Source organism: Pyrococcus woesei, from assembly GCF_050496105.1.
Taxonomy (GTDB): domain Archaea; phylum Methanobacteriota_B; class Thermococci; order Thermococcales; family Thermococcaceae; genus Pyrococcus; species Pyrococcus furiosus.
On sequence record NZ_CP179867.1, the window covers coordinates 1204957 to 1225473 of the forward strand.

The 20517-nt window shown below is 44.1% G+C and carries 24 protein-coding genes and 2 tRNA genes; 10 read left to right on the plus strand and 16 right to left on the minus strand.

All coding sequences use genetic code 11. The annotated features are described in order from the left end of the window. Window positions 1-5: 5 nt before the first annotated feature. Genes ACMFNG_RS06625 through ACMFNG_RS06645 form a run of 5 tightly spaced genes read right to left on the minus strand, consistent with a single transcriptional unit; the run spans window position 6 to window position 5250 of the window. A complete protein-coding gene (locus ACMFNG_RS06625) occupies window positions 6-410 on the minus strand; it encodes a hypothetical protein (protein ID WP_011011932.1) in 405 nt (134 codons plus the stop codon). After that, complete coding sequence (locus tag ACMFNG_RS06630) at window positions 407-1651, minus strand: DUF58 domain-containing protein (protein ID WP_011011933.1); 1245 nt, start codon at window positions 1649-1651, stop codon at window positions 407-409. The genes ACMFNG_RS06625 and ACMFNG_RS06630 overlap by 4 nt, the downstream gene beginning before the upstream one ends. Continuing rightward, window positions 1648-2577, minus strand: a complete 930-nt coding sequence (locus ACMFNG_RS06635) for an AAA family ATPase (protein ID WP_011011934.1) — start codon at window positions 2575-2577, stop codon at window positions 1648-1650. Before ACMFNG_RS06635 ends, ACMFNG_RS06630 begins: the two co-directional genes overlap by 4 nt. 1 nt (window position 2578) lies before the next feature. Then, the gene (locus ACMFNG_RS06640; RefSeq protein ID WP_430515124.1) at window positions 2579-3565 is read right to left on the minus strand and encodes a DUF4350 domain-containing protein; all 987 of its coding nucleotides are present in this window, start codon (window positions 3563-3565) and stop codon (window positions 2579-2581) included. Next, a complete protein-coding gene (locus ACMFNG_RS06645; RefSeq protein WP_011011937.1) occupies window positions 3562-5250 on the minus strand; it encodes a hypothetical protein in 1689 nt (562 codons plus the stop codon). The genes ACMFNG_RS06640 and ACMFNG_RS06645 overlap by 4 nt, the downstream gene beginning before the upstream one ends. A 55-nt stretch (window positions 5251-5305) precedes the next feature. On the opposite strand from ACMFNG_RS06645, the gene ACMFNG_RS06650 reads away from it, so the two are divergent. The 3 genes from ACMFNG_RS06650 to ACMFNG_RS06660 all read left to right on the plus strand — a co-directional run bounded on the left by ACMFNG_RS06650 (window position 5306) and on the right by ACMFNG_RS06660 (window position 7404). Beyond that, window positions 5306-6064 (plus strand): hypothetical protein, encoded by a 759-nt coding sequence (locus tag ACMFNG_RS06650; RefSeq protein WP_011011938.1) that lies wholly within the window; start codon window positions 5306-5308, stop codon window positions 6062-6064. Beyond that, window positions 6055-6297: a hypothetical protein gene (locus ACMFNG_RS06655; RefSeq protein WP_011011939.1), complete on the plus strand. Its 243-nt coding sequence runs from the start codon at window positions 6055-6057 to the stop codon at window positions 6295-6297. The genes ACMFNG_RS06650 and ACMFNG_RS06655 overlap by 10 nt, the downstream gene beginning before the upstream one ends. 117 nt (window positions 6298-6414) lie before the next feature. Continuing rightward, window positions 6415-7404, plus strand: a complete 990-nt coding sequence (locus ACMFNG_RS06660; protein ID WP_011011940.1) for a DUF1616 domain-containing protein — start codon at window positions 6415-6417, stop codon at window positions 7402-7404. A gap of 55 nt (window positions 7405-7459) precedes the next feature. On the opposite strand, the gene ACMFNG_RS06665 is transcribed toward ACMFNG_RS06660, so the two are convergent. From ACMFNG_RS06665 to ACMFNG_RS06675, 3 genes are all read right to left on the minus strand, one after another. Continuing rightward, a complete protein-coding gene (locus ACMFNG_RS06665; RefSeq protein WP_011011941.1) occupies window positions 7460-7900 on the minus strand; it encodes a hypothetical protein in 441 nt (146 codons plus the stop codon). A 185-nt stretch (window positions 7901-8085) separates the two neighbouring features. Next, window positions 8086-8502: a type II toxin-antitoxin system VapC family toxin gene (locus ACMFNG_RS06670; protein ID WP_011011942.1), complete on the minus strand. Its 417-nt coding sequence runs from the start codon at window positions 8500-8502 to the stop codon at window positions 8086-8088. Further along, window positions 8499-8729 carry an AbrB/MazE/SpoVT family DNA-binding domain-containing protein gene (locus ACMFNG_RS06675; protein WP_011011943.1) on the minus strand — a complete coding sequence of 77 codons (231 nt, stop codon included), beginning with the start codon at window positions 8727-8729 and terminating at the stop codon, window positions 8499-8501. Before ACMFNG_RS06675 ends, ACMFNG_RS06670 begins: the two co-directional genes overlap by 4 nt. A 224-nt stretch (window positions 8730-8953) precedes the next feature. Here ACMFNG_RS06675 and ACMFNG_RS06680 point away from each other — a divergent pair, with 224 nt between their 5' ends. Further along, window positions 8954-9442: a hypothetical protein gene (locus ACMFNG_RS06680; protein WP_011011944.1), complete on the plus strand. Its 489-nt coding sequence runs from the start codon at window positions 8954-8956 to the stop codon at window positions 9440-9442. Here ACMFNG_RS06680 and ACMFNG_RS06685 read toward each other — a convergent pair. Both ACMFNG_RS06685 and ACMFNG_RS06690 read right to left on the minus strand, forming a co-directional pair. Beyond that, window positions 9396-9578 carry a glycosyltransferase family 4 protein gene (locus ACMFNG_RS06685; protein ID WP_237718487.1) on the minus strand — a complete coding sequence of 61 codons (183 nt, stop codon included), beginning with the start codon at window positions 9576-9578 and terminating at the stop codon, window positions 9396-9398. The genes ACMFNG_RS06680 and ACMFNG_RS06685 overlap by 47 nt on opposite strands. Window positions 9579-10185: 607 nt before the next feature. Further along, window positions 10186-10998: a mechanosensitive ion channel family protein gene (locus ACMFNG_RS06690; protein WP_011011946.1), complete on the minus strand. Its 813-nt coding sequence runs from the start codon at window positions 10996-10998 to the stop codon at window positions 10186-10188. A 181-nt stretch (window positions 10999-11179) separates the two neighbouring features. Between ACMFNG_RS06690 and ACMFNG_RS06695 the strand changes: the two genes are divergently transcribed. The 3 genes from ACMFNG_RS06695 (at window position 11180) to ACMFNG_RS06705 (ending at window position 12101) form a co-directional block, all read left to right on the plus strand. Beyond that, window positions 11180-11881 (plus strand): IS6-like element ISPfu5 family transposase, encoded by a 702-nt coding sequence (locus ACMFNG_RS06695; protein WP_011011653.1) that lies wholly within the window; start codon window positions 11180-11182, stop codon window positions 11879-11881. Window positions 11882-11942: 61 nt separating this feature from the next. Further along, a tRNA-Glu gene (locus ACMFNG_RS06700) sits at window positions 11943-12020 on the plus strand. A 3-nt stretch (window positions 12021-12023) separates the two neighbouring features. Next, a tRNA-Ile gene (locus ACMFNG_RS06705) sits at window positions 12024-12101 on the plus strand. A gap of 16 nt (window positions 12102-12117) precedes the next feature. Here ACMFNG_RS06705 and ACMFNG_RS06710 read toward each other — a convergent pair. From ACMFNG_RS06710 to ACMFNG_RS06725, 4 genes are read right to left on the minus strand one after another with little or no spacing between them, the layout of a single operon-like run. Beyond that, complete coding sequence (locus ACMFNG_RS06710; RefSeq protein ID WP_430515125.1) at window positions 12118-13125, minus strand: histone deacetylase family protein; 1008 nt, start codon at window positions 13123-13125, stop codon at window positions 12118-12120. Between the two features lie 52 nt (window positions 13126-13177). Next, entirely contained in the window at window positions 13178-13429 is a 252-nt protein-coding gene (locus ACMFNG_RS06715) for a 50S ribosomal protein L14e (protein WP_288073403.1), read from the minus strand. Next, on the minus strand, window positions 13430-14008 hold the full coding sequence (gene cmk / locus ACMFNG_RS06720) for a (d)CMP kinase (RefSeq protein WP_430515126.1): 579 nt from the start codon (window positions 14006-14008) through the stop codon (window positions 13430-13432). Between the two features lie 11 nt (window positions 14009-14019). Then, window positions 14020-14289 (minus strand): 50S ribosomal protein L34e, encoded by a 270-nt coding sequence (locus ACMFNG_RS06725; RefSeq protein WP_011011950.1) that lies wholly within the window; start codon window positions 14287-14289, stop codon window positions 14020-14022. Window positions 14290-14367: 78 nt separating this feature from the next. Here ACMFNG_RS06725 and ACMFNG_RS06730 point away from each other — a divergent pair, with 78 nt between their 5' ends. From ACMFNG_RS06730 to ACMFNG_RS06740, 3 genes are read left to right on the plus strand one after another with little or no spacing between them, the layout of a single operon-like run. Beyond that, the gene (locus ACMFNG_RS06730; RefSeq protein WP_011011951.1) at window positions 14368-14613 is read left to right on the plus strand and encodes a hypothetical protein; all 246 of its coding nucleotides are present in this window, start codon (window positions 14368-14370) and stop codon (window positions 14611-14613) included. A 57-nt stretch (window positions 14614-14670) separates the two neighbouring features. Further along, window positions 14671-16086: an MATE family efflux transporter gene (locus ACMFNG_RS06735; protein ID WP_011011952.1), complete on the plus strand. Its 1416-nt coding sequence runs from the start codon at window positions 14671-14673 to the stop codon at window positions 16084-16086. Window positions 16087-16096: 10 nt separating this feature from the next. Next, window positions 16097-17536: an MATE family efflux transporter gene (locus ACMFNG_RS06740; RefSeq protein ID WP_014835245.1), complete on the plus strand. Its 1440-nt coding sequence runs from the start codon at window positions 16097-16099 to the stop codon at window positions 17534-17536. On the opposite strand, the gene ACMFNG_RS06745 is transcribed toward ACMFNG_RS06740, so the two are convergent. Together ACMFNG_RS06745 and ACMFNG_RS06750 are read right to left on the minus strand one after the other, a co-directional pair. After that, window positions 17520-19370: a prolyl oligopeptidase family serine peptidase gene (locus tag ACMFNG_RS06745; RefSeq protein ID WP_011011954.1), complete on the minus strand. Its 1851-nt coding sequence runs from the start codon at window positions 19368-19370 to the stop codon at window positions 17520-17522. The two genes, ACMFNG_RS06740 and ACMFNG_RS06745, sit on opposite strands and share 17 nt — an antisense overlap. 32 nt (window positions 19371-19402) lie before the next feature. Beyond that, window positions 19403-20509: an MFS transporter gene (locus ACMFNG_RS06750; RefSeq protein ID WP_011011955.1), complete on the minus strand. Its 1107-nt coding sequence runs from the start codon at window positions 20507-20509 to the stop codon at window positions 19403-19405. Window positions 20510-20517 lie beyond the last annotated feature (8 nt).

Here is a 20517-nt window from a genome sequence, read left to right on the forward strand (position 1 = left end):
TACTTTCATTTCCCACTAGTCCAACTTTTAAGCTTTTTTGATTGGATAAAGTAGTCAGGCGATTTTACCGATCCTAAATCCCTCCTCTTCACGGGTTTAAGGAGCAGAGGCGAGCTTAAAAGCATAACACCCACAACAACCAGAGTTAAATGCTGTACAAAGAGAGAGAGTGCAAATACCAACGAAACTAGGCCAACCTCAACCCACTCAAGCTTAAGCTCCCTTCCCAGTACTAACACCGAAATGGCAAACAATACTAGCACCAGCAAACCCTTAACGGATATTAAGCTCTCAACTTCAACCTCTCTAACCACAACTATCCCGTAGAAGAAGTAAACTAACAACCCCACATCCCTACTCTTCCTGAGCGCTAAGTAGGACAAACCCAAAAGTACTAACGAGAGGATCATCCCAACACCTCCAGCACTTCCCTATAATCGGAGGGTCCCAAGTCGAGAGTTGGAACTAGGGAATTGAACCTCCTAATCACCTTCTCCCTCTCCTTGTACTTTCTGTACAGGAACCTTAACGTTTCCTCATCTAGCTCCCCGGAATAGAAAAGGACGGGATTAGGAGACAAGATCACTATCCTGTGCTTCTTCTTGGCCATCGCTATGGCCCTGTAGAGGAGCGGTGTGTTGCTCATTAAATCGGAAATTAGTATCAGATGGGAGCTCTCTCTTAGGCTTAGCAAGGCATCAGCAATACTCCTCCTCTTCCTGGGGAAGAGCTTAAGGAAACCCCTCACCCTTAAACTAATCTCGCCCTTGAAGCTCATCAATCCCCTCACGGGCCTGAACCTTATCGCCTCCCTTATCTTCTCCAGCTCCCTCCCGGGCTTTACCACCTTGAAGTCCTCGTCCCAGAAGATTATGAGCCCAACCCTCCTCCCTTCCCTCACTATGAGGGTGGCCAAGTAAAGAGCTAGAGTTGAGGCGTAGTCTATCTTGCTTTTTCTAACCCTTTTCCTCATCTCCCTTGAGGCATCTAAAACTATGTAAACGTCACCTTCGCTCTCCCTCAAGAACTCCTTAACAATTATTTTGCCTATTCTAGCACTTGCCTTCCAGTCTATCCTCCTCACGTCATCTCCAGGCAAATACTCCCTGAGCCCGTAAATTTCCAAGCTCTCAACCCCAATCCTTCCCTTCTTGTAAGCTTCTTTTAGCCTAACCCTCCTCTCCTCCTCCATAGCTTCCCTTATCGAATCCACTGAGGGGAGAACTTGAATTCTAAAGCTTCTCTCCTCTTCCTCGTAATACAAACCGGCCCTATCCTCAAATCTGATCTTAAACTTAAGCTCCATCTCACCCTTTGCGAGGGGCTTAACCTTGACCTTCACAACGCTCTCTCCCTTCCTCAAAAATACCCTCCTTTTATCCCCCTCAACGTCCTCTCCCGAAACCTCAACCTCCAGGAAGCCCTCGCTCCCCCTGTTCACAACACCAACCACAACCTCTCCTGTAATACCTTCCTCAAACCTCTCAGGGATATCAACTTTAACGTCGAAGTCTGGATTGAAGCCCCTCCTAGCCTGAACTATGTAAGAGAACAGAACGACCCCAAATAGGACACCACTCAAGTTATTAGATAAATAACTATATAGTAGACTCAAGCCTATCAAAGTCCAAAGAAGATCTTCCCTCTTCATACCGGCACCTCTACCCTCTCAAGGATCTCCCTGACAACGTCCTCTCCCTTAACACCTTCAACCTCGTACTCAGCCTTAACCAGCAACCTGTGGGCCAGGACTGGAACAGCTAGAGCTTTAACGTCATCAGGAATCACGTAATCCCTACCCTCCAGGAAGGCCTTCGCCTTAGCTGCATAAAGGAGGTGCTCGCTGGCCCTTGGTGAGGCCCCAATTATTAGCCTCTCGTCCTTCCTCGTCTCATTAACTATCTCGTAAAGATAGTGGAGAACCTCATCGCTAGTTCTAACCTTTCTAACTTCCTTAATGGCCTTAAGTATTACATCTTTAGAGAAGACGCTCCTAACTTCCCTGAACTCGTTCCGGTCCTTCTTCCTGAGCATCTCAAGTTCCTCATCCTTGTCAGGATAACCTATCTTTATGCTGATCATGAACCTGTCGACTTGAGCTTCTGGCAGATTGTACACACCTTCGAACTCGAGGGGATTCTTTGTCGCTATGACTATGAAAGGCCTTTCTAAGGGAAAAGTCCTCCCCTCTATGGTGACCTGCCTTTCCTGCATCGCCTCCAGTAGGGCTGACTGGGTCTTTGGTTGGGCTCTATTTATCTCATCAGCCAACACGACGTTAGCGAAGATTGGGCCCTTCTTTATCTTCCAGAGCCCGTCTTTCTGGTCAAAGTAAACCGTTCCTGTTATGTCAGCCGGCAATAGATCTGGGGTCAGCTGAATCCTCGAGAACTTTAAGCCTAGGGCTTGAGCGAAGCTCTTTGCTATTGTCGTCTTGGCAACCCCTGGGATTCCCTCCAAGATGACGTGACCCTCAGATAGTAAAGCTATAGCTAAGAGCTCTATAACCTCGTCCTTGCCAACTACGGCCTTGTGGACTTCACCCTTGAGCAGCTCAAGGAATCTTTTCCCGTCCATTTCAACCACCAACCTCCTTAACTATCTTCTCAAGTATCCTCCTGTCGTAACCTTCCTTCTCGAGCTTCTCAATTATCTCCTCCACATTAACCTTCTCCTCTTTGACGAGAATCTTGAACACAAACTCCAAACCCTTGTTTATAACGCTATAAGCTAAGCCGCTCTCAAGTGTAAGAGCGATCAAACTGATCGCCAAGACAACGTAAAAGGCCTTCTCCTTGTCCAAGCTCCTCCTAATTACTATACTCCCAACGTAGTAGGGGTTGAAGTTTGAATGATGGGCCTCATCAAAGTAAACTGGAGGTTTAACGTACTTCTCGACGAAGTTCTCTATGAACTCCCTGTTCAAGGGAAAACATGTCGTTGGTGAACACGCTTGGATCTGAGAATAGGACGAGCCCCCCTTTCCATAGCTGAGCTCAACTAAAACCGGGTACTGTCCAAAGTTGCTGCCAAGTAAGGTTACCTTGCTAGTAAAAGCTTCACCCTCTCCGCCAGTTATCACCGATGGATAATTCAGAATTATCTCCTCGACGTTCTTTGCCAGCTCTTGATCCTCTATGTTCACTATTATTGGAAGCCTGTAATCCTTGAAGTAGAGGGGATCAACTGGAACCTTACGAGAGAACTTCAACGTTAAGTTCAGCCTTTCAAGTATCTGGTTTCCAGTTCCAAAGTCGTCCATGATTATCACTGTTCCCCCGTTCTCGAGGAACTCCTTGATCCTCTCAACCTCCAATGCAGAATAACTTAGATCAGGCCCAGCTATTATCAACGTGCCCTCCCTAAAGTCGAAGTTGTTTAGGCTATCTGTTATCGGAATTACTATGCCTTTTTCTTCGTAAACCAGCTTTGCGAAGCTTGAGAGGCCGTTCCACTTATTATTCAAAATGCTGAACTCGGCGTTAGAAAGGAAAACAGGGATTGAGATAGGCAATATAAGAAAGCCCAATCCGAAGATGAGCATTATTGCGTAAATAACTCTCATAGCTCCTCACCCAGGATTAGGGTTAACATTAGGTTCGCCAACGCTCTAAAGAAGGCCTTGATCTCGCTAAGGCTTAACTTTCTACCGGCATAAACTTCCTTCTCGTGACCCATCGTGACCTTAGCTAGGTGATCCCAGAAGGGTTTATCCCTGAGGAAGTTCAGTAGTTCCCTGGGGGTGGTGCTCCTCCCGAGGTTGAACTTCCTTATTAGGGTAAAGTAAATGTTCCTATATGAGTCTCTAACCGTAGGTGTTTCCTCAGGCGTCTCCTCCGTTTTAAGGAGCTCCTTTATCTCTTCCTCACTCATCTCAATTCCCTGCATTTTCCTAGGCTTAAGTTTAAGTAATAGGAAGATAATAAGAAGCAAAAACACCGCAACAGCAATTTCTCTAACTGGGTAAGAATAGACCTCAACAATTACAATGTTGGATTTGGCCGGCTCGTACAGTTCATTTCCCTTAAAGTAGGCATAAACCTTATGCATACCAACATCTTTAAGAGCTAGAGTGGCGTTAAAGCTCCCATTTTTGACGTCAATGGGAGAGCAATTGTCGTCAACGCAGAGCTCAATGGGCACATCAACGCTAACATTTCCGTAAACCCTGAACTCCTTTCCAGCTCTAACTTTCTCCCTCTCGGAGGAAATCCTTATTGTAATGGGTAGTCTTAGAATAACTAGCCTCACGTTTGCTTTGCTACTTTCGTAGACATCACTCCCTGGGTAATAAAGGTTGACTGCGTAGTTCCCATACCTCTCGTATCTAAGCTTTATTGAAAAGCTTCCATTAACGCTTACATTTCCAATTGGAGTCATTAGCTCCCCCTGTATTGGATTCCCCATGTAATCGACGAGGGAACCATTAACGTATACATCCTGAAAGATTCTCCCGACGACAACCTTAGGGGCTATTATCCTCGTAGGTATCTTAGTGACGTTTATTCTTATAACGTTCGATTTAACGTTGCCTGCCTCAGCATAGGCAATGTACACCCCTGGGGAGTAAAATATGTAGTCCAGGGAAAATTCCCCTTCCACTACCTTAACCTTGAAGCTCTCGTTTCCTATGTGAAGTATAACCTCAGAGAAGTTTCTCGCTATTCCATAGAAGGTTACGTTTTCATATATGAAAGGATTTTCATCTGATACGTAGAGGACAAGCGGTGCATTAACCTTCTTCCTCGCCAAAAACTCGTAGGCTGAAACTAGCTCCTTAACTCTCTCAAGCTTATCCTTTACCTTGTCCACATTTAACCTCTTTTCTCCGTCCTCAGTTTTAAACTCCAGGCTTTCTATGTTGCTAAGGGCCAATTCGCTCTCGGAAATTCCCTCCTTCATCATTGCAACTCCGCTGAGCATCTTCCCCTTGAAGAATGCTCTTTGCCCCTCAATTATCTTTCCAATTCCTCTATGGAACTCAAGGAAAGGTGGTAAAAAATTCCTAAGCCTTTCATTTTGCTCCTCGATTAAAAAGTTTAAAATGGAAGTAAGCCTTTCATAGGAGGTACTATTTAAGTTCTCGTTGAGAACATCGCCAAGCGACTTGGAGTACAACTCAAGCAAAGCGGAGAAGAATATGTAGTAACCCTCATCACTCTCTCTAACCTCTTTGAGGGGAATCTGCCTTGGTTCAGCTAATACAGGAGTGATCAGCAGGAATATTAAGAGCAATGAAACCCTCTTCATCTTGACCAAACATTATTTTAGATAACCTTTTAAAAGGATTGCCGATAGAAATGCCGTGAAGCTTAGAATTGAACTTTTGGTTGGGGTTTCACTTGCTGTAGTTGGAGCTGTAATATTAATGTACTCCCTTGTTAGCGGTAACTCTGAAATGATTAATATAGGATTGGCTGGCATATTCCTCGGGGCCATAGTTCTGACAATAAAGGGGAAGGAGTACGTGAAGAGAGACACCCTTTCACTGACTTTAAGGTCTTATCACGAATCTATAAGAGGAATAGTGGAGGATCTGGAGCTAGAGGGGAACTCCCTCTACATCCCGCCTTACGAGAACCTTCCCAGGGGCTGGACGTTTATTCCCCTACACAAGGACTTCGACATAGATCCAGGGAGATTTGGAGAAGACGTGGCCTTTCTTACCAATGTAGGTAGCGAAAAGCAGATGGGTTTACTATTGAGGCCCACTGGACTTGAACTTCTTGGAAGGTTTGAGGAGCACCTAGAGGGAGAAATAACAAGTGTTGGAGATGTGGAGAGTGCATCTTCATCTGTTCTAAGGGCCCTAGGATTAGCAAGGGGAGTTTACATAAAGGAGGATGAGGAAGGATTTACAATATACGTGACCCCAGAAGATATTGGGTTCTGCAGGAGGAATATTAGTTATTGCAACAAGGTTGCCTGTCCCATATGTTCCTCAATACTTTTAGGCTTAGCTAAGGCAACCAGTGAAATCATAGAGGCTGGGAACTTCTCGATAGAGGGAGAAAGAGTCAAGGTCGAGGCGAGGAAACTTGGGGGTGTTAGGGAGTGGATGTAGAGGATTACATAACCCTCTTCCTCTCACTCTGGATAATAGCTTCGGCTTTAGCAGTTAAGAGCGTCGACGTGTTCCTAACCTTAACCCTCATAGGCCTTCTAATAACTCTAGAGGTAGGTGGCTTGTTCCTAAGCAAGGAGCAGAAGGAAAACCTTCAGCCTCTAATTGAGATTTTACTTCTCGTCTTCGCGGTAATAGTGGTGAAGAAGGTTTACGAGGTTCTAAGTGGTTAACTTGTATTGTGGTACAAGTTTTCTACATCCTTACCATCTGAAGATTCTGAACTTTCATGAAAGTAAGAAGTACAAAAGAATTTTAAGACTCCTTCTATTTTTCCTCTTGGTGATTGGATGAAGGTTGAGGATTACTGGGATTTAATAACTATCATCGCGCTCTCACTCCTTCTCGACTTTCTTATAGCTTTTTATCCTGACAGTTTGCTTAGGAAGGTCCTTGGTCTAGCATTTGTGCTATTCTTCCCGGGTTACGTGTTCATAACGGCCCTTTTCCCCGAGAGAAAAGAACTCGACAATCTTGAGCGCTTAGCTTTAAGCATTGGTTTGAGCATTGCCATTGTGCCCCTCATAGGTTTGGGCCTCAACTACACTCCTTGGGGAATAAGGCTAGTTCCGATTCTCGTTAGCTTAACCGTCTTCAATCTCATCTTTGCTATTGCAGCTATTTATAGAAGGACCAACGCCGTTGATCCATGGATCCCAAGGGTGAGCATTGAGAAGATAAAAGAGGAGCTCGAGTGGGATAAAGCTAGCAAGCTCGACAAGGCCCTAACAGTCATTTTGATAATCGCGATAATATCCTCCATCGCCACTTTGGTTTATGTGATAACCCATCCAAAGCCTGGCGAAGCTTTTACCGAGTTCTACATCCTTGGGCCCAGGGGGAAGGCGAGTGATTACCCGACGAAGCTTTACGTTGGGCAAAATGGGACTGTGATAATTGGAATAGTTAATCATGAGCACAGGAACGTCACGTACTTCGTTGAGATATGGCTCGCGAACTTAACTTTTAACTTCACTACGAATGAGACTATAGTCCACGAGATGTACCTTATGGATTACTTCAACGTGACCCTGCCCCCTATTCCGGTGAACATCGAGGGCAACTGGACGCCGCAGTTTGAGAAAAACTACACATTCAGCATAGATAAGCCCGGAAGGTGGCAACTCTGGTTTTTACTCTTCAAGGATAAGGAACCTCCAATACCTGAGAGCTGCTTAAGAGGAGAGAACTGTGCTGATACAGAGGCTTGGAGAATAATTCAGGCAATAAACGGGACAATACAGAGCCTAAAACTCAACGTGGAGGTTAAGGAGATTTAATCCCTTCTGAAAATTCCCCTGTCCATTACCTCTTTGTCCTTGAGATATGTGTACATTATAACCTCCCCCTCCACATCTTTTGGGAGCTCAAATCAAAAACCATAGTGGCGTTATCAAGAAAACCCCATATCTTTAGTTTTGTCCCGGTAGCGTTATCAAACCTGAAAATGATTTTATCTCCACTCCTCTCAATTCTCACGTTGGGGTGTTTGAGCTTCAATATCTTTGTCAGCCCTCCATCGGAATAAACAAGCTCATAGGGCCCACTTGCATTGATGAAGAGCTTTGTTAGGGTTGTGTTAAATGCCTCTGCATTCATGAAAATCGCATACTGGTAATCAAGGTTTATGTAAAGATAAGTATCTGTGTTTGAGTAACTTATTCTAGGCTTCGATGGCAAACTCGTAGAAAAAGTCTCTCCAGTTCCAGTGTATGGTGTAATCAATGGCTTCTGGATCAACCAAACCGGAAATCTTGAAATAGTCCTAAGATACACCCCTCAGGACTGGTTCGAGAGGGGATTAATAATCTCTCTGACAACCTTCGTCTTGAGCATCTAAGAGATTGGAAGAGAAGTTCAGAAGGATAATTAGTAGAGTCAAGATGAGGAGGCATTGAGATTGGGAGATAAGCTGATCTCCTCCCCACCTAAAGGGCTAGGCTTTTAGGTAGAAAAGGTCGTCAGTCTTGGATCACCTCAACATCTAAGTTCTGAAAATGTCTGTCAAACGTGTATATCTCTTTAATGTTGAGTTCTTTCATTTTGAGATAAGCTAGGGCATCATTTACACTTATTCCTTTTTCTTTAGAAATAAGTACTGCTTTCAAATATTCCTCCACAGACACTGGGAGAATTTTAACATTTTCAGCGAGGAGCAGGTTTTCTAAAAATCTTACCGCAGTTGTGAGGTTTACCTTTGCCTCCAAGATGTTTGCAATCTCGCTTAAGTGTATCAATGTCGTCACAACATCTTCTCCATTTTCGACCCTTAGAAGAATCTTTTTGGCTTTTTCCTTCTTTTTGAGAATCTCCTTACTTGTGTTCCCTTTTGGCTTTATCATCGCATAAAGAAAAACATTGCTGTCAATGAATCTCATTCATACTCCCCTGCAAGTTCTTTTAAAAGCTCTTTTTCAACGTCTTCCTCAACCTCTTCCACTTCGATTATATCAAAGAACTCTGAAAGTTTTGGCTTCCTCTTTGGTAAAATCTCTATCCTGTCTTCAAATTCGATTAGAATTACCTCGTTACCCCACCTTTTCCGCCACTCTTTTGGTAAAACAATTCTACCCTGACTATCAATTCGCTTAACTTCCATTCCCATAATAATATCACCATAAAAAGTTTATACTGTCAAATTTATAAGATTTTTAGTGAATTTAAATTTCTCTGGTTCTCTGTTAAAGCAGTGACATAAAAACATGAGAAAGTTTGGAAAGACAAAAGAAAATTTTAAAGCCCATAGTCAAAATATAAAAAGACAGCGACAAAGATTGGAACAATAAAGGAGTTTATGCGTGGAAGCAAGACTTTAACAAGGTGAATCCAATGAAAAAATTAATCACGTTATTGCTCCTCCCTCTACTGCTCACCTTCGCTTTATTTGATGAAAATAAAACTTTCATATTTGCCAGGAACGTTACATTTATAGGAAAAGGCTCTTTTGGATGGAAAAATGTAGAGATAATAGCCATACCCTTCAAAGAAGCCAAATTCTCTTCTCTAGTGATTATAATAAACGGCACCGGGATAATTTATTTAGATAATCTCACAGTTAGCGAGATTAAGGCTATTGAAAAACCAAAGACAGAGATAACCACGACTCAAACTAAAACCGAGACACCAAAAGAAACAGAAACCTTAGCTACTCAAGAAATGGAAAAAGAGGTCTTAACTAATGAAACAGAAAACCTCCAAAAGCTTCTAATTGACGATGAAGACATTGAAATTGAAATCTTCTTGAACGAAACTTATTCCCCAGGAGACACAATTAGAGCAGACTTTTACATAACCAACAAGCAGGGAGTAGTCTTCTAAAATCAATTCCATTTGGGATCAGAGTACTGTCAACACCAATATAGTGGAGTCTCTTTTGGGTGAGGTGAGAGACGGATACATGGTGGGAAGTCAATTTGCTCATTGATTTTTCTATTTTGATACCAAAAGTGCCCATGGCTCCTAAGTAATCTTTCCAATACTCCTTCCAGAGTTCATGCCAGGTGATTACTAGGGGATTTTCCTAAGAGCAAAGTGCACTTTAGATGAAAAACACGGGAAATACAGGAACTGCTGACAGTCTATTATATCGTACTCCCATTTAGCTTTAAGGAGTACTTTTGCGGAAAAGTATAATGCCGTGGCAATTTTCAGCAACGTAGGCATCTCAGAAAACAACGAAATTTCAACAGGAGAATTTGACGTAAAAATGAGCAAAACCGAAAACTCCTTCTACAATGATTTAAAGTTGTTTGATTTGAAGACTTAAAACTTGGGATGAAATAGTGTGGGGAAGCGAGAGAAAAATGGAGAGAACTAGAGTACATCGTCGTTGGTCTTGATCCTCAGCTTACCTATGAGAATCTCAAGTACAGCTGTATGGTGCTTATTTTATAGGCGCAACTCTCAAGATTGGTAAACTCTCTGCTGGTATCGGTTTGGGAGTGAAGACTGTCCATGTCAAGAATGATGAAAGCTTCCTTATGAATAGTAAGTAACGGGAGAGCTCTGTAAAGTTAGTGACCGTCACTGAAAATAAACAAAAAAGTAAAGAACAAACCCCCTCACTTTGGCATTTCTTTTATGTGTACGTCTAATTGTGGGAATGGTATTTCTATGCCTTCTCTTCTGTAAGCCTCGTATATGCCTTTGGTTAGGTCGAACTTAACGGTCCAGTAGTCCTCGGTCTTCGCCCATGCCCTAAGCTGGAGGTTTATTGATGAGTCACCAAGTTCTGTTACAACAACTGCTGGAGCGGGGTCTTTGAGAACCTTTGGATGGTTCTGCATTAGCTCCATGGCCACTTTAATGGCCTTGTCGAGGTCTGTACCATAGGCCACTCCAACATTTACGTCAACCCTCCTCGTTGGCATTCTCGTGTAGTTGGTTATAACGTTCCCCCAGACGAGTTTGTTGGGGATTGTTATGAGGACATTGTCTGCAGTTAGCAGTTCTGTGCTCATTATGCCAACGGCATTGACTTTTCCAACTTTTCCTGCAACTTCAACGACTTCGCCAATGTCAATGGGTCTTAGGGCGGCTATCCAGACGCCCGCTGCTAGGTTGGTGAGTGTGTCCTGCATTCCAAAGCCCAAGATTAAACCTATCACTGCTGACAGGCCCAGGACTACTGATCCAACTTCGATACCGAGGGCTCTAACTGCGAGTAGTATTACTGCCACGTAGAGGAGTGCGCTGAGGAATCTTCCGAGGAATTCCACGACAAGCTCGGGAAGTTTTGTTTTCTTGAGCCCTCGCTTGAAGGAAGCAACGACTACCTTTGCCACAATATACCCCACTATTAAGACTACTATTGCAGTTAACACTTGCATGGGTGTAACTCCAACATAAGGAAGAGGCTCGTCAAGAGCCACCACACTATCACCTCCTGGCAATTACTATATTTATCCAAAATATAATTTAAGACTTTAGCTTATAATATTCCTAGCCAAAACTTCGAACAATTCAGGTAAGAGTAACAATGCGGGGACACTGTCAGGATAAGCAGTGGGACGTTAGGTTTAAGTTTCTGATACCTCTTCAGAAAAGGGGAGAGAAATGAGGACTGAAACCATTATTTACTTACTGGTTTCAGTCTTAAAAACCTTTCGCCGGAACAAAATCCCAGCAAAAAAGAAAACCAGGGCAATAAACCTGTACCTGCACGGACTAAGTTACAGACAGGTAGGAACAATCCTCGAAATCAGCCACACAACAGTCTGGGAAACAGTCCAAAAATTCGCGAAAGCAGTTTACCAGCCGAAAATCCTCGCAGTCAAAAAACAGAGAAACTTCATCGCAATTGACGAGACAGTGATAAAGATCAACGGCCAGAAGAGATTTCTCTGGGCTGCAATCGACGTTGAGAGCAAAGAAATCCTAGCAGTATGGATTACAAGCGTTAGGAACTGGTGGATTGCCAGGGACTTCATTCTAGTTGTTTTGAAATCCTGCGAGGGACAGCCAATTTTCCTGGTTGACAAAGGGCCGTGGTATAAATCAGCGTTTAAATCTCTCGGGCTGGATTATCTGCATGTGACTTTCGGGCCGAGGAACTGTGTTGAGCGCTGGTTTAGGACTGTTAAAGAGAGAACAAAGCGTTTCTGGAATAACTTCAGGGCTAGAGACTGGAGGAGGGTTCACAGGTTTGTTTTTCTGTTTTCATTCTGGTATAATTTTGTTAGAATTCATTCTCGGTTTGGTGGACCGCCTGGTGATGTGACTGAATGGCTTCAGGAGGTGATACCCCAGTTATCCTGACAGTATCAATGCGGGGATCGAAAACTTTTTAAATTTATAGCTAGGGAAAACTATTGGGCACGCCCCGGTGGTGTAGCCCGGTCAATCATGCGGGACTCTCGATCCCGCGACCCGGGTTCAAATCCCGGCCGGGGCACCAAATGGGCCCGTGGCTCAGCCTGGTCAGAGCGCCCGCCTGATAAGCGGGAGGTCCGGGGTTCGAAGCCCCGCGGGCCCACCATAATTCTTCTAAAAACTTATAACGACCACCAGGGACTCAAGATGTCCTTAACCTCCTCCGCCAACTTTAGGGTCTCATATCTTGGCTCTTCTCGAGCTTTCGCTTTACCCTCTTCGTAGCCCATTATGAAGGCCGGAAAACCTTTATCTAACCCTACTCCATACCCGCCTTCCAATATAAATGCCAAGGGATATTTATTTAATGTAGCCCCTGCATAAGAGTAAAAACTTTCTGTGAGCCTTAATGTTGTTAGACCATCCCCTTTAAATCCATCAAAGCCCGCGGAAATTACGATGACCTTTGGCTTAACTTCTTCAACTATTGGAAGCACAATTTCGTCCCAAACATATATGTAATCCCCATCCCCAGAATAGTGGGGCATTGGGAGGTTTATCTTGCTCCCATAAGCATTTGACCCTCCAACTTCACTCACATCCCCACTCCCTGGGTAGATGTCTCTCTCGTGTAGATCTATGTGAATCACATCGGGATCGTTCCAGAATATTTCCTGAGTCCCGTTTCCATGATGAGCGTCAAAATCTATTACAACAACTTTTCCAACTCCCTCTTCTTTCAAGGTGACAACTGCAGAGGCCGCGTTGTTGAAGATGCAGAAGCCTAAAGTTGGAGCCCCCATTGCTTTACCTCTTCTTCCTGCGTGATGCCCAGGGGGCCTAACTAAAGCCATGTGGAGGCCTCCATAGTGAAGGGCCGATAAAGCTGCACTCCTTGCGGCTCCTAAAGCTAACAATGCCGCACTCCAAGTCCCAGGGGAGACGTAGGTATCTGGGTCAAGTCTCGTAATTCCTTTTTCAACGGCCTCTTTAACGAAGTTGATGTAATCCCTGTCGTGAATTTTCTCAACGAAAGTCTCTTCAACTGGGTTTGGTTCTTCTATTCTTTCTTCAAGTCCAAGCTCTCTGACCTTGGAAAGAACGATTTCGAGTCTCTTGGGATTCTCTGGATGATACTCACTAGGTCTATGGAGGTTAAACTTCTTGGAATAAAATATTGAGCCAATCATGAGAGAATATTACAAGTAGGAAAACTTAAACTTTATTAAAAAGAATAAGAAATCAGGCAAGGCTTATTCCTGCCTTCTCAAGGGCAGTTCTAACTTCCTCGTCGCTTGCTCCCCTGGGAATGTCAATCTTCTGTGGAAGGGGCTCAATGTGCTTTATGTTCATTCTTCTCCTCTTAACCTTGTTGAGCCCTGCCCCAGTAACTAGAACGAAGTTCTTGTCTATGATATCAACAACAACTACCTTCTGTCCAGCTCTTCTTCCAGCGATTACTACAGCTATTCTACCAACATCGATTGCAGGCATTCATCCCACCTCCTTCTCTTTTTTCGACCCCGCGTCGCCGACGGGGTCCAGGTGGTCGATGGCAGCCTTCACAATTGCGAAGACCCCATCGGGCGACCATTTAGATGTGTCAATTATCAAATCATATATGGAAAGGTCGTTTATGTCGATACCATATAGGTTTAAATACCTTTTCCTGTTCTGCATTTCCCTTTCAGCTATCTTCATAAAGGCCTCTTCAACACTTATTCCCTCTCTCTTTGCAACCCTTTCAGCCCTAACCCTTATGGGGGCGTCAAGCCAAATCTTCAAATCTGCATTCTTTACCATCCACCCAGCTAATCTCCCTTCAATTACAACATTGCATTCCTTAGCGGCCTCTATTTGTCTCCTATCAACCTCTCTATCTATCTCTGGATGAAGCTCTGCATACTTCTGGAACTCCTCTAAGGTCATCCCTCTTTCCTTTGCCATCTGCCTGAATATTAAACCTGCGTAGACGTGCTTAAAGCCGTAGTGCTCGGCCAACTTTCTACATAGGGTAGTTGTACCCGAACCAGCTAAACCACTAACAGTTATTACGAGGCACCCCTTGGGCATGGGGCACCCCTTCAGCTGAGTTGAGCTCTAATTTGCTCCTTCATTACCTTACGCATGCACCTAGGGCAGAGGTGTGGCATTGGCCTCTCGGGTCTCTTCTTTGTCTTTGGTAGCTTTCTCATTTCAACAGGCCTACCCCTGGGAATTCCGTTCAGTGGCCTGCCACACATTGCACAGTGAGCAATCTTTGGCTTCTTCCTCTCGAAGTGGATTACAACTCTTCCCCCAGGTGTCCTAACGTACTTCCTTCTCCATGACCTTGACCTGTACATTGGCTTCATTACTTCCCACCTCGGATTAGGCTAAAGCTAAGCATTTTTAAATTTAACCAACGGTCAAGAGATGGAGGTGATGCTGAGATGGAGCCAAGACCCATGATACTTGAGGATAGTCCAGAGATACCTGCTGGGGCAGAAGAGGAAGTTGATGCAGGAGAGGAAACTGTGGAACAGTTTTTTGCACATAGCAAGGGGAATACCGTTTATATCTCATTTGCGACAACTGACATGAAGATTACAATAGGAATAAATCACGATAATGCTACTCTTGAAGAACTCGTCAACGCCGTTAAAGATCTATTGTCTGAGCTAAGGAAGAGGAAGTAGTGGGCTTTTTTATCCATAATAAATTTTTTAAAACGCTTAGATTCCTATCTAATCGAGATGAGCAGAGAAAAAATAGAGGCCAACAGGGAGAAGATACTCAACGGTCCCATTGTCCCTACTCTCTTAGTGTTAGCTTATCCTATAATAATTAATCAACTCGTTCACGTTCTCTACAATTTAACCGACACTTTTTGGCTTGGTAAATTGGGGAGAATTGAGCTTTCAGCCCCTGGGACGGCCTGGCCCCTAGTTTGGTTTCTCATGAGCATAGGTAGTGGATTCGTGGTTGCCGGCTTCGCCTTTGTGAGTCAATACATTGGGGCAGGAGATTATGAGAAGGCCAACCGCTATGCTGGAGCTCTGTATTCGCTCCTCTTAATTTTTGCCACTGGGATGAGTATATTTGGAATAGTATTAGCTCCCTACTTTTTGAGATTCATGAAGGTTAGCGAAACTATATTTCCCTATGCCCTAACATACACAAGAATAATCTTTGCAGGAATACCTTTCTCATTTACGCTCTTCGCGTTTAACTTTCTCCTGAGAGCTATTGGAGATACGAAAACTCCCGTTAAGATCAACATAGGTACAATCATCCTAAACATTATCTTAGATCCATTCTTTATCTTTGGCTGGGGACCATTTCCCAGGTTGGGAGTTGCTGGAGCGGCCATTGCAACGATGCTCTCGAACAGCGTTGGCTCCTTGATTGGGGGTTACCTCCTCTTTACTGGAAAAGTTGGGATACACTTAACCCTGGAGAACTTAAAGCCTGATCTAAAATTCTACTCTAGAATATTTAGGGTTGGCTTGCCTTCAAGCATTGGAGACTCAACCTCCGCCCTTGGATTCGTAGTACTCACTAGAGTAATATTTACGGTTGGAAGAATTTATGGTGAAGCCCATGGGATTAAGGGGTATGAGGACGTTGCCTTTCCCACCTATAGCATAACTAACAGGTTAACGAACTTCATGTTTGCCTTTTCAGATGGAATTAGCATGGCAATGGGTACTATGGTTGGGCAAAATATTGGGGCCAGAAAGTACGAGAGGGCTAAGGAAATAGCTGAAAAAGCCATGCTCATAAACTTCACGATATTGAGCATTGGAACGCTTTTGTTTGCAATATTTAGGGTTCCAATTTTCAAGTTCTTCGTCAATGATCCCATGGTAATAGCTGAGAGCAAAAAAGTTGTCATGTACTTCTCAGCTTCCTTACCCTTCTTCGGTATATTCTCTGCTGTAAATCAGGTTTTTAATAGTGCGGGACACACGAAGAAGAGCATGGTACTTGGAATAATAAGGCTGTGGATCCTCAGAATTCCGTTGAGCTATTGGCTGGGAGTTGCCATGAAAGACACTGCAGGAATGTGGCTTGGAATGGGATTAAGTAACGTTATAGGAGCTCTTATAGGCTTGGCTTGGTTCCTCAAGGGAAGCTGGTTAAGGGGTGTTATTGAGGAGCACCACTGACGTGGTAAAAATGGAGCGCGGAAAGATTCAAGCGATGCGAGAGCAAATCCTTAATGGTCCAATAGAAAAGACTCTCATCAAGTTAGCGTATCCTTTAATCATTAGCAACCTTGTTCAGGTTCTATACAACATAACAGACACATTTTGGCTTGGAAAGCTTGGGAGAGAAGCTCTAGCTGCTCCTGGGACAAGTTGGCCAATAATCGGGACACTAATGGCTCTTGGTATGGGGTTTGCAACAGCTGGCTTCGCCTTCATTGGGCAGTATATAGGGGCTGGAGAGTACGAGAGGGCCAACCGCTCCGCTGGAGCCCTTTACTCTCTCATGCTTCTTTTTTCAACCCTAACTGCCGCTATAAGTCTTGCTATTCTTCCATATGCTCTTCACTTCATGAAAGTCACTCCAAACGTTTATCCCTATGCAAAGGCCTACGCTACAGTTGTTTTTGCTGGGGTTCCGTTTTCCTTCACTTTCATAGCCTTTTCAGCTCTAATGAGAGCTGCTGGCGATACAAAAACCCCAGTGAAGATAAGCATGCTTACAGTCTTCATGAACATAATCCTTGATCCACTCCTTATATTTGGCATTGGACCCTTCCCAAAGTGGGGGGTTGCTGGGGCCGCGATAGCTACAGTTCTCTCAAATGCTACTGGAGCTCTTATAGGAGCTTGGCTCTTGACACGTGGAAAACTTGGCCTTCACCTAACGAGAGAGACCCTCAAGCCAGATTTCCACTTCTACTCGAGGATATTTCGCGTTGGCCTACCAGCAGCAGTTGGGCAATCAGCGAATAGCTTTGGCTTTGTTTTTCTCACTAGAATTATTTATGGTTATGGGGATGTGGCTTACGCTGCTTACACAATAACCACTCGTCTTGTGAACTTTCTAACGAGCATAGCTCGAGGAATAAGCATGGCAATGGGAACCATGGTGGCTCAGAATATAGGGGCAGAGAAATATGGGAGGGCAAAGAAGATAGCTGAGAGGGCAATGATAACTAACTTCATGATAGCCTCTCTAGCTGTGCTCATAATTGGGATCTTTAGGGTTCCGATTTTCAGGGTATTCTTGGATGATCCAGAGGTTATTGCCCAGAGTGAATACGTGCTCAAATACTTCCTGACTTCAGTTCCATTCTTCAACGGAATATTTGTCGTTGTAACGATGACTTTCAGCTCTGCGGGCCACACAAAGAAGAGAATGATTTTAGATATGCTCCGTCTTTGGGGCTTTAGGATACCTCTAAGCTACATTTTCGGGTACGTTCCGGGAATTAATCTATTAGGAGTTTGGATACCGCTTGCAGAGCTTTTTGGAATGACTCCAAAGGGCGTGTTCTTTGGCATGGGCATGAGCAACTTTTTAGCGGCAACAATAGCGCTCATGTGGTTCATGAAGGGTACGTGGATGAAAAGAATAATAGAAGAGGATATCAGGAAAGGGTCTTGAGAACAAAGGCCAGGAGATCTGTGAGCTCCCTGGCTCTTGTCTCTGGAGAAGCGCCCATATGACCACTCTTCGTCTCAACTCTTAGATAAACCGGGGCACCTATTTCCTTCAGCTTCATGAAGAACTTGAGGGCATGTGCCGGGTGAACCCTGTCATCGTGGAGGCCAGTGTAGATTAGCGTTGGTGGGTACTTCTTTTTAGGATCAACGTTGTGATAGGGAGAGTACTTCAGGAGGAACTCCCTATCTTTTGGATCTTCTGGATTTCCGTATTCTGGAATCCAAACGCTACCAATATAGAGCTTGTGGAACCTCAACATGTCAATCACTGGGTACCCTATCAATGCGGAATCCATAACGTCGGGTCTTTGAGTTAATGTTGCTGAAACCAAGAGGCCACCGTTGCTCCTTCCCCATGCAGCTACCTTATAGCCTTCTTTCTTTAGCTTTTCAAGGACTGCTATGAAGTCATCGAAGACATTCTGCTTGTTCTCTCTCATTCCAGCCCTATGCCACTCCTCACCATACTCGCTTCCTCCCCTTAAGTTGGCCATGATGAATGTTCCTCCTCTCTTGAGGAATGGTATCACTTGAGGGAAGAACATTGGAGTTAGAGCGATGTTGAATCCACCGTAGCCAAATACCCAGGCCCTCTTTTCATCCCTCTCTCCCTTCACTATGAAGTAGTGAACCTTTGTCCCGTCCTTGCTTGTGGCAAAGTCTTCCTCAACTCTGAACTCCCCCTCAACTTTTCTCTCCTCAATCAGCCTTAAATCGTCCTTGAACTCGTAGAGCCTATATGGGATGGTAAAGCTTGTGTATCTAAGAAGAACTCTCTCTTCATCCTTGTCCAAGGGATACAAGCTTCCTGGAACGTCGAAGGTGATTTCTTTAATCTTTTCGCCGTTTAAAGTGTATACCTCAAGCTTATAGCTCGCGTGGACGAGCCTTCCAGCCAATATCTTATCCCTCACTATCACAGCCCACTCTAGCGGAAACTCCCCCTCTGGTATAACCTCATCTATTTTCCCATTTTTTATGGCAATTATTTTTCCTAGCCCTTTCCCTTCCTTGGTGAGGATGTACAGCTTTCCATTGACAACATCTATCGCCTCCACTGGAACACTTGCAGAGTACACCTTCTTCCATTCCTGGGGGTTGTCAATTGGTCCGATGTATACCTCGCCTTGATTCCATCCATAAGTTAGGGTCACAATCGCAAACTTTCCGTCGGAACTTTTTCTAATGCTCATGAAGTATCCCGATGTTAGCCCTTCTCCAAAGACCATCCTCTCCCCTTCTCTGTCCTTCCAGAACATTCTTGCGGCTGGAGGATTAACCCCATCGGGAGTCTTCTCCTTTCTGTAAAACCTTGTGAAGTAGTAGCCGTCCTTTAGGAAGGTTATGTTCCATATGGAGGGCTTTATCTCCTCTATGACTTCCCCAGTTTTGAGGTCTATTATCCTCGTTATTCCCTCATCCGCCCCTCCAATGGAAAAGCTATAGGCGAGCTTTTCTCCCTCTTCATCCGTTGTGAATCCCTGGAGAAGAACTTCATCTCCAACTTCTCTTTCCAATTCCTTGGAATCAACTATAACATCACCATTGAACCACTTTATCACAACTCTATCTTTCTCGCTGTATGAAGCTATTATTCCTTTCTTGGTTATCCTTGCCATTCCAATTGTGGGTTGGGAAAATTGTTCCCATACCTCGGGGAACAGCTTGTCGCTTAGCTCACCAATAAACTCCCTAAACCTCTTGTTTTCTTCTTCAATTATTTTCAGAACCCTTTCATCCTCGAGGTTTTCCATCCATATGTAGGGATCTTCCATAGAGATCACCATCTTAGCGTTGAAAGGTAGGGTTAATGAAGTTTTTCGTCCAGGAAAATTAGAGTTGCGGCTAAAAGATATGAGATCGGAACGAAGAGTAGGGCGTTAGAATAGCCTAAGCTGTCTATCATTACCCCAACAACATAGGGCCCAACTGTAGCCCCAAAGAATCCCATCATATTCACGAAACCCATAACTACACCTAAATTATCTTTTCTAGATTTTTCGGCTGTATAGGCCGTTACTATTCCTCCGACGGAGTAAATTGCTAAACCTAAGAGAACTAGGATTAGGATGTTCTGATTCACTAAAATCAAAAATGTAAAGAGGGAATTTAGAAGGTAGGCGAGTAAAACGCTCCTTTTTCCAATTCTATCGTAGACAAATCCACCAAGAATTGAGCCTAAAATTCCAAATGTGGAGAGGAGAGAAAATGCCAATCCAGCTTTTTCTACACTCATTCCTTTGTCAACCAAGAATGAAACTAGGAAAGTTAGAACTGCAAAGAAGGCTGACATTCCCAGGAAATTAGCTATGCTGAGGAGTATGACTCCCCTGGGAATTGAAAAGCTTACTCTTCCCACGCTCTTCCAATCTTCTTTGATAGTTAGGAGCAAAAGAATTCCTACCATAGTACTCATCAAAGAAAGAACGAGGAAGCTAGTTCTCCAGCTAAAGGTTAGAGCTATTGGAACAACTATTAGAGGAGTTATTCCTGAACCTATTGGGGGGCCTATCATGAATATCCCCAGGGCCGAACCCTTTCTATTCTTGAATATCTCACTAATCAAAGCTGTGGCCGGAGCATAGTAAAGGCCAGCAAAGAATCCATAGAGGGCTCTAATGCCAACAAGTTCCCAGTAATCCCTAGCTACGAAAATAAGAGCTGAGGATAAAGAATACCCAATTATGCTGAGCACGACCATCTTCTTCCTTCCAAATCTGTCCCCTAGATATCCAGCAGGAACTTGAATTAGAGCGTAGGGAAGTAAAAGAGAAGTCATTAACAATCCTATCTCAGCATTTCCAATTCCTAGGTCTTCCCTAATCAAGGGGGCCAAAGCTGGAACGGCCATCCTGTGAGAGTAGTTAAATATCCAGCCGAGGCTTATGAGAGCTAAAAGGAGGATCTCCTTCATGGTTTACA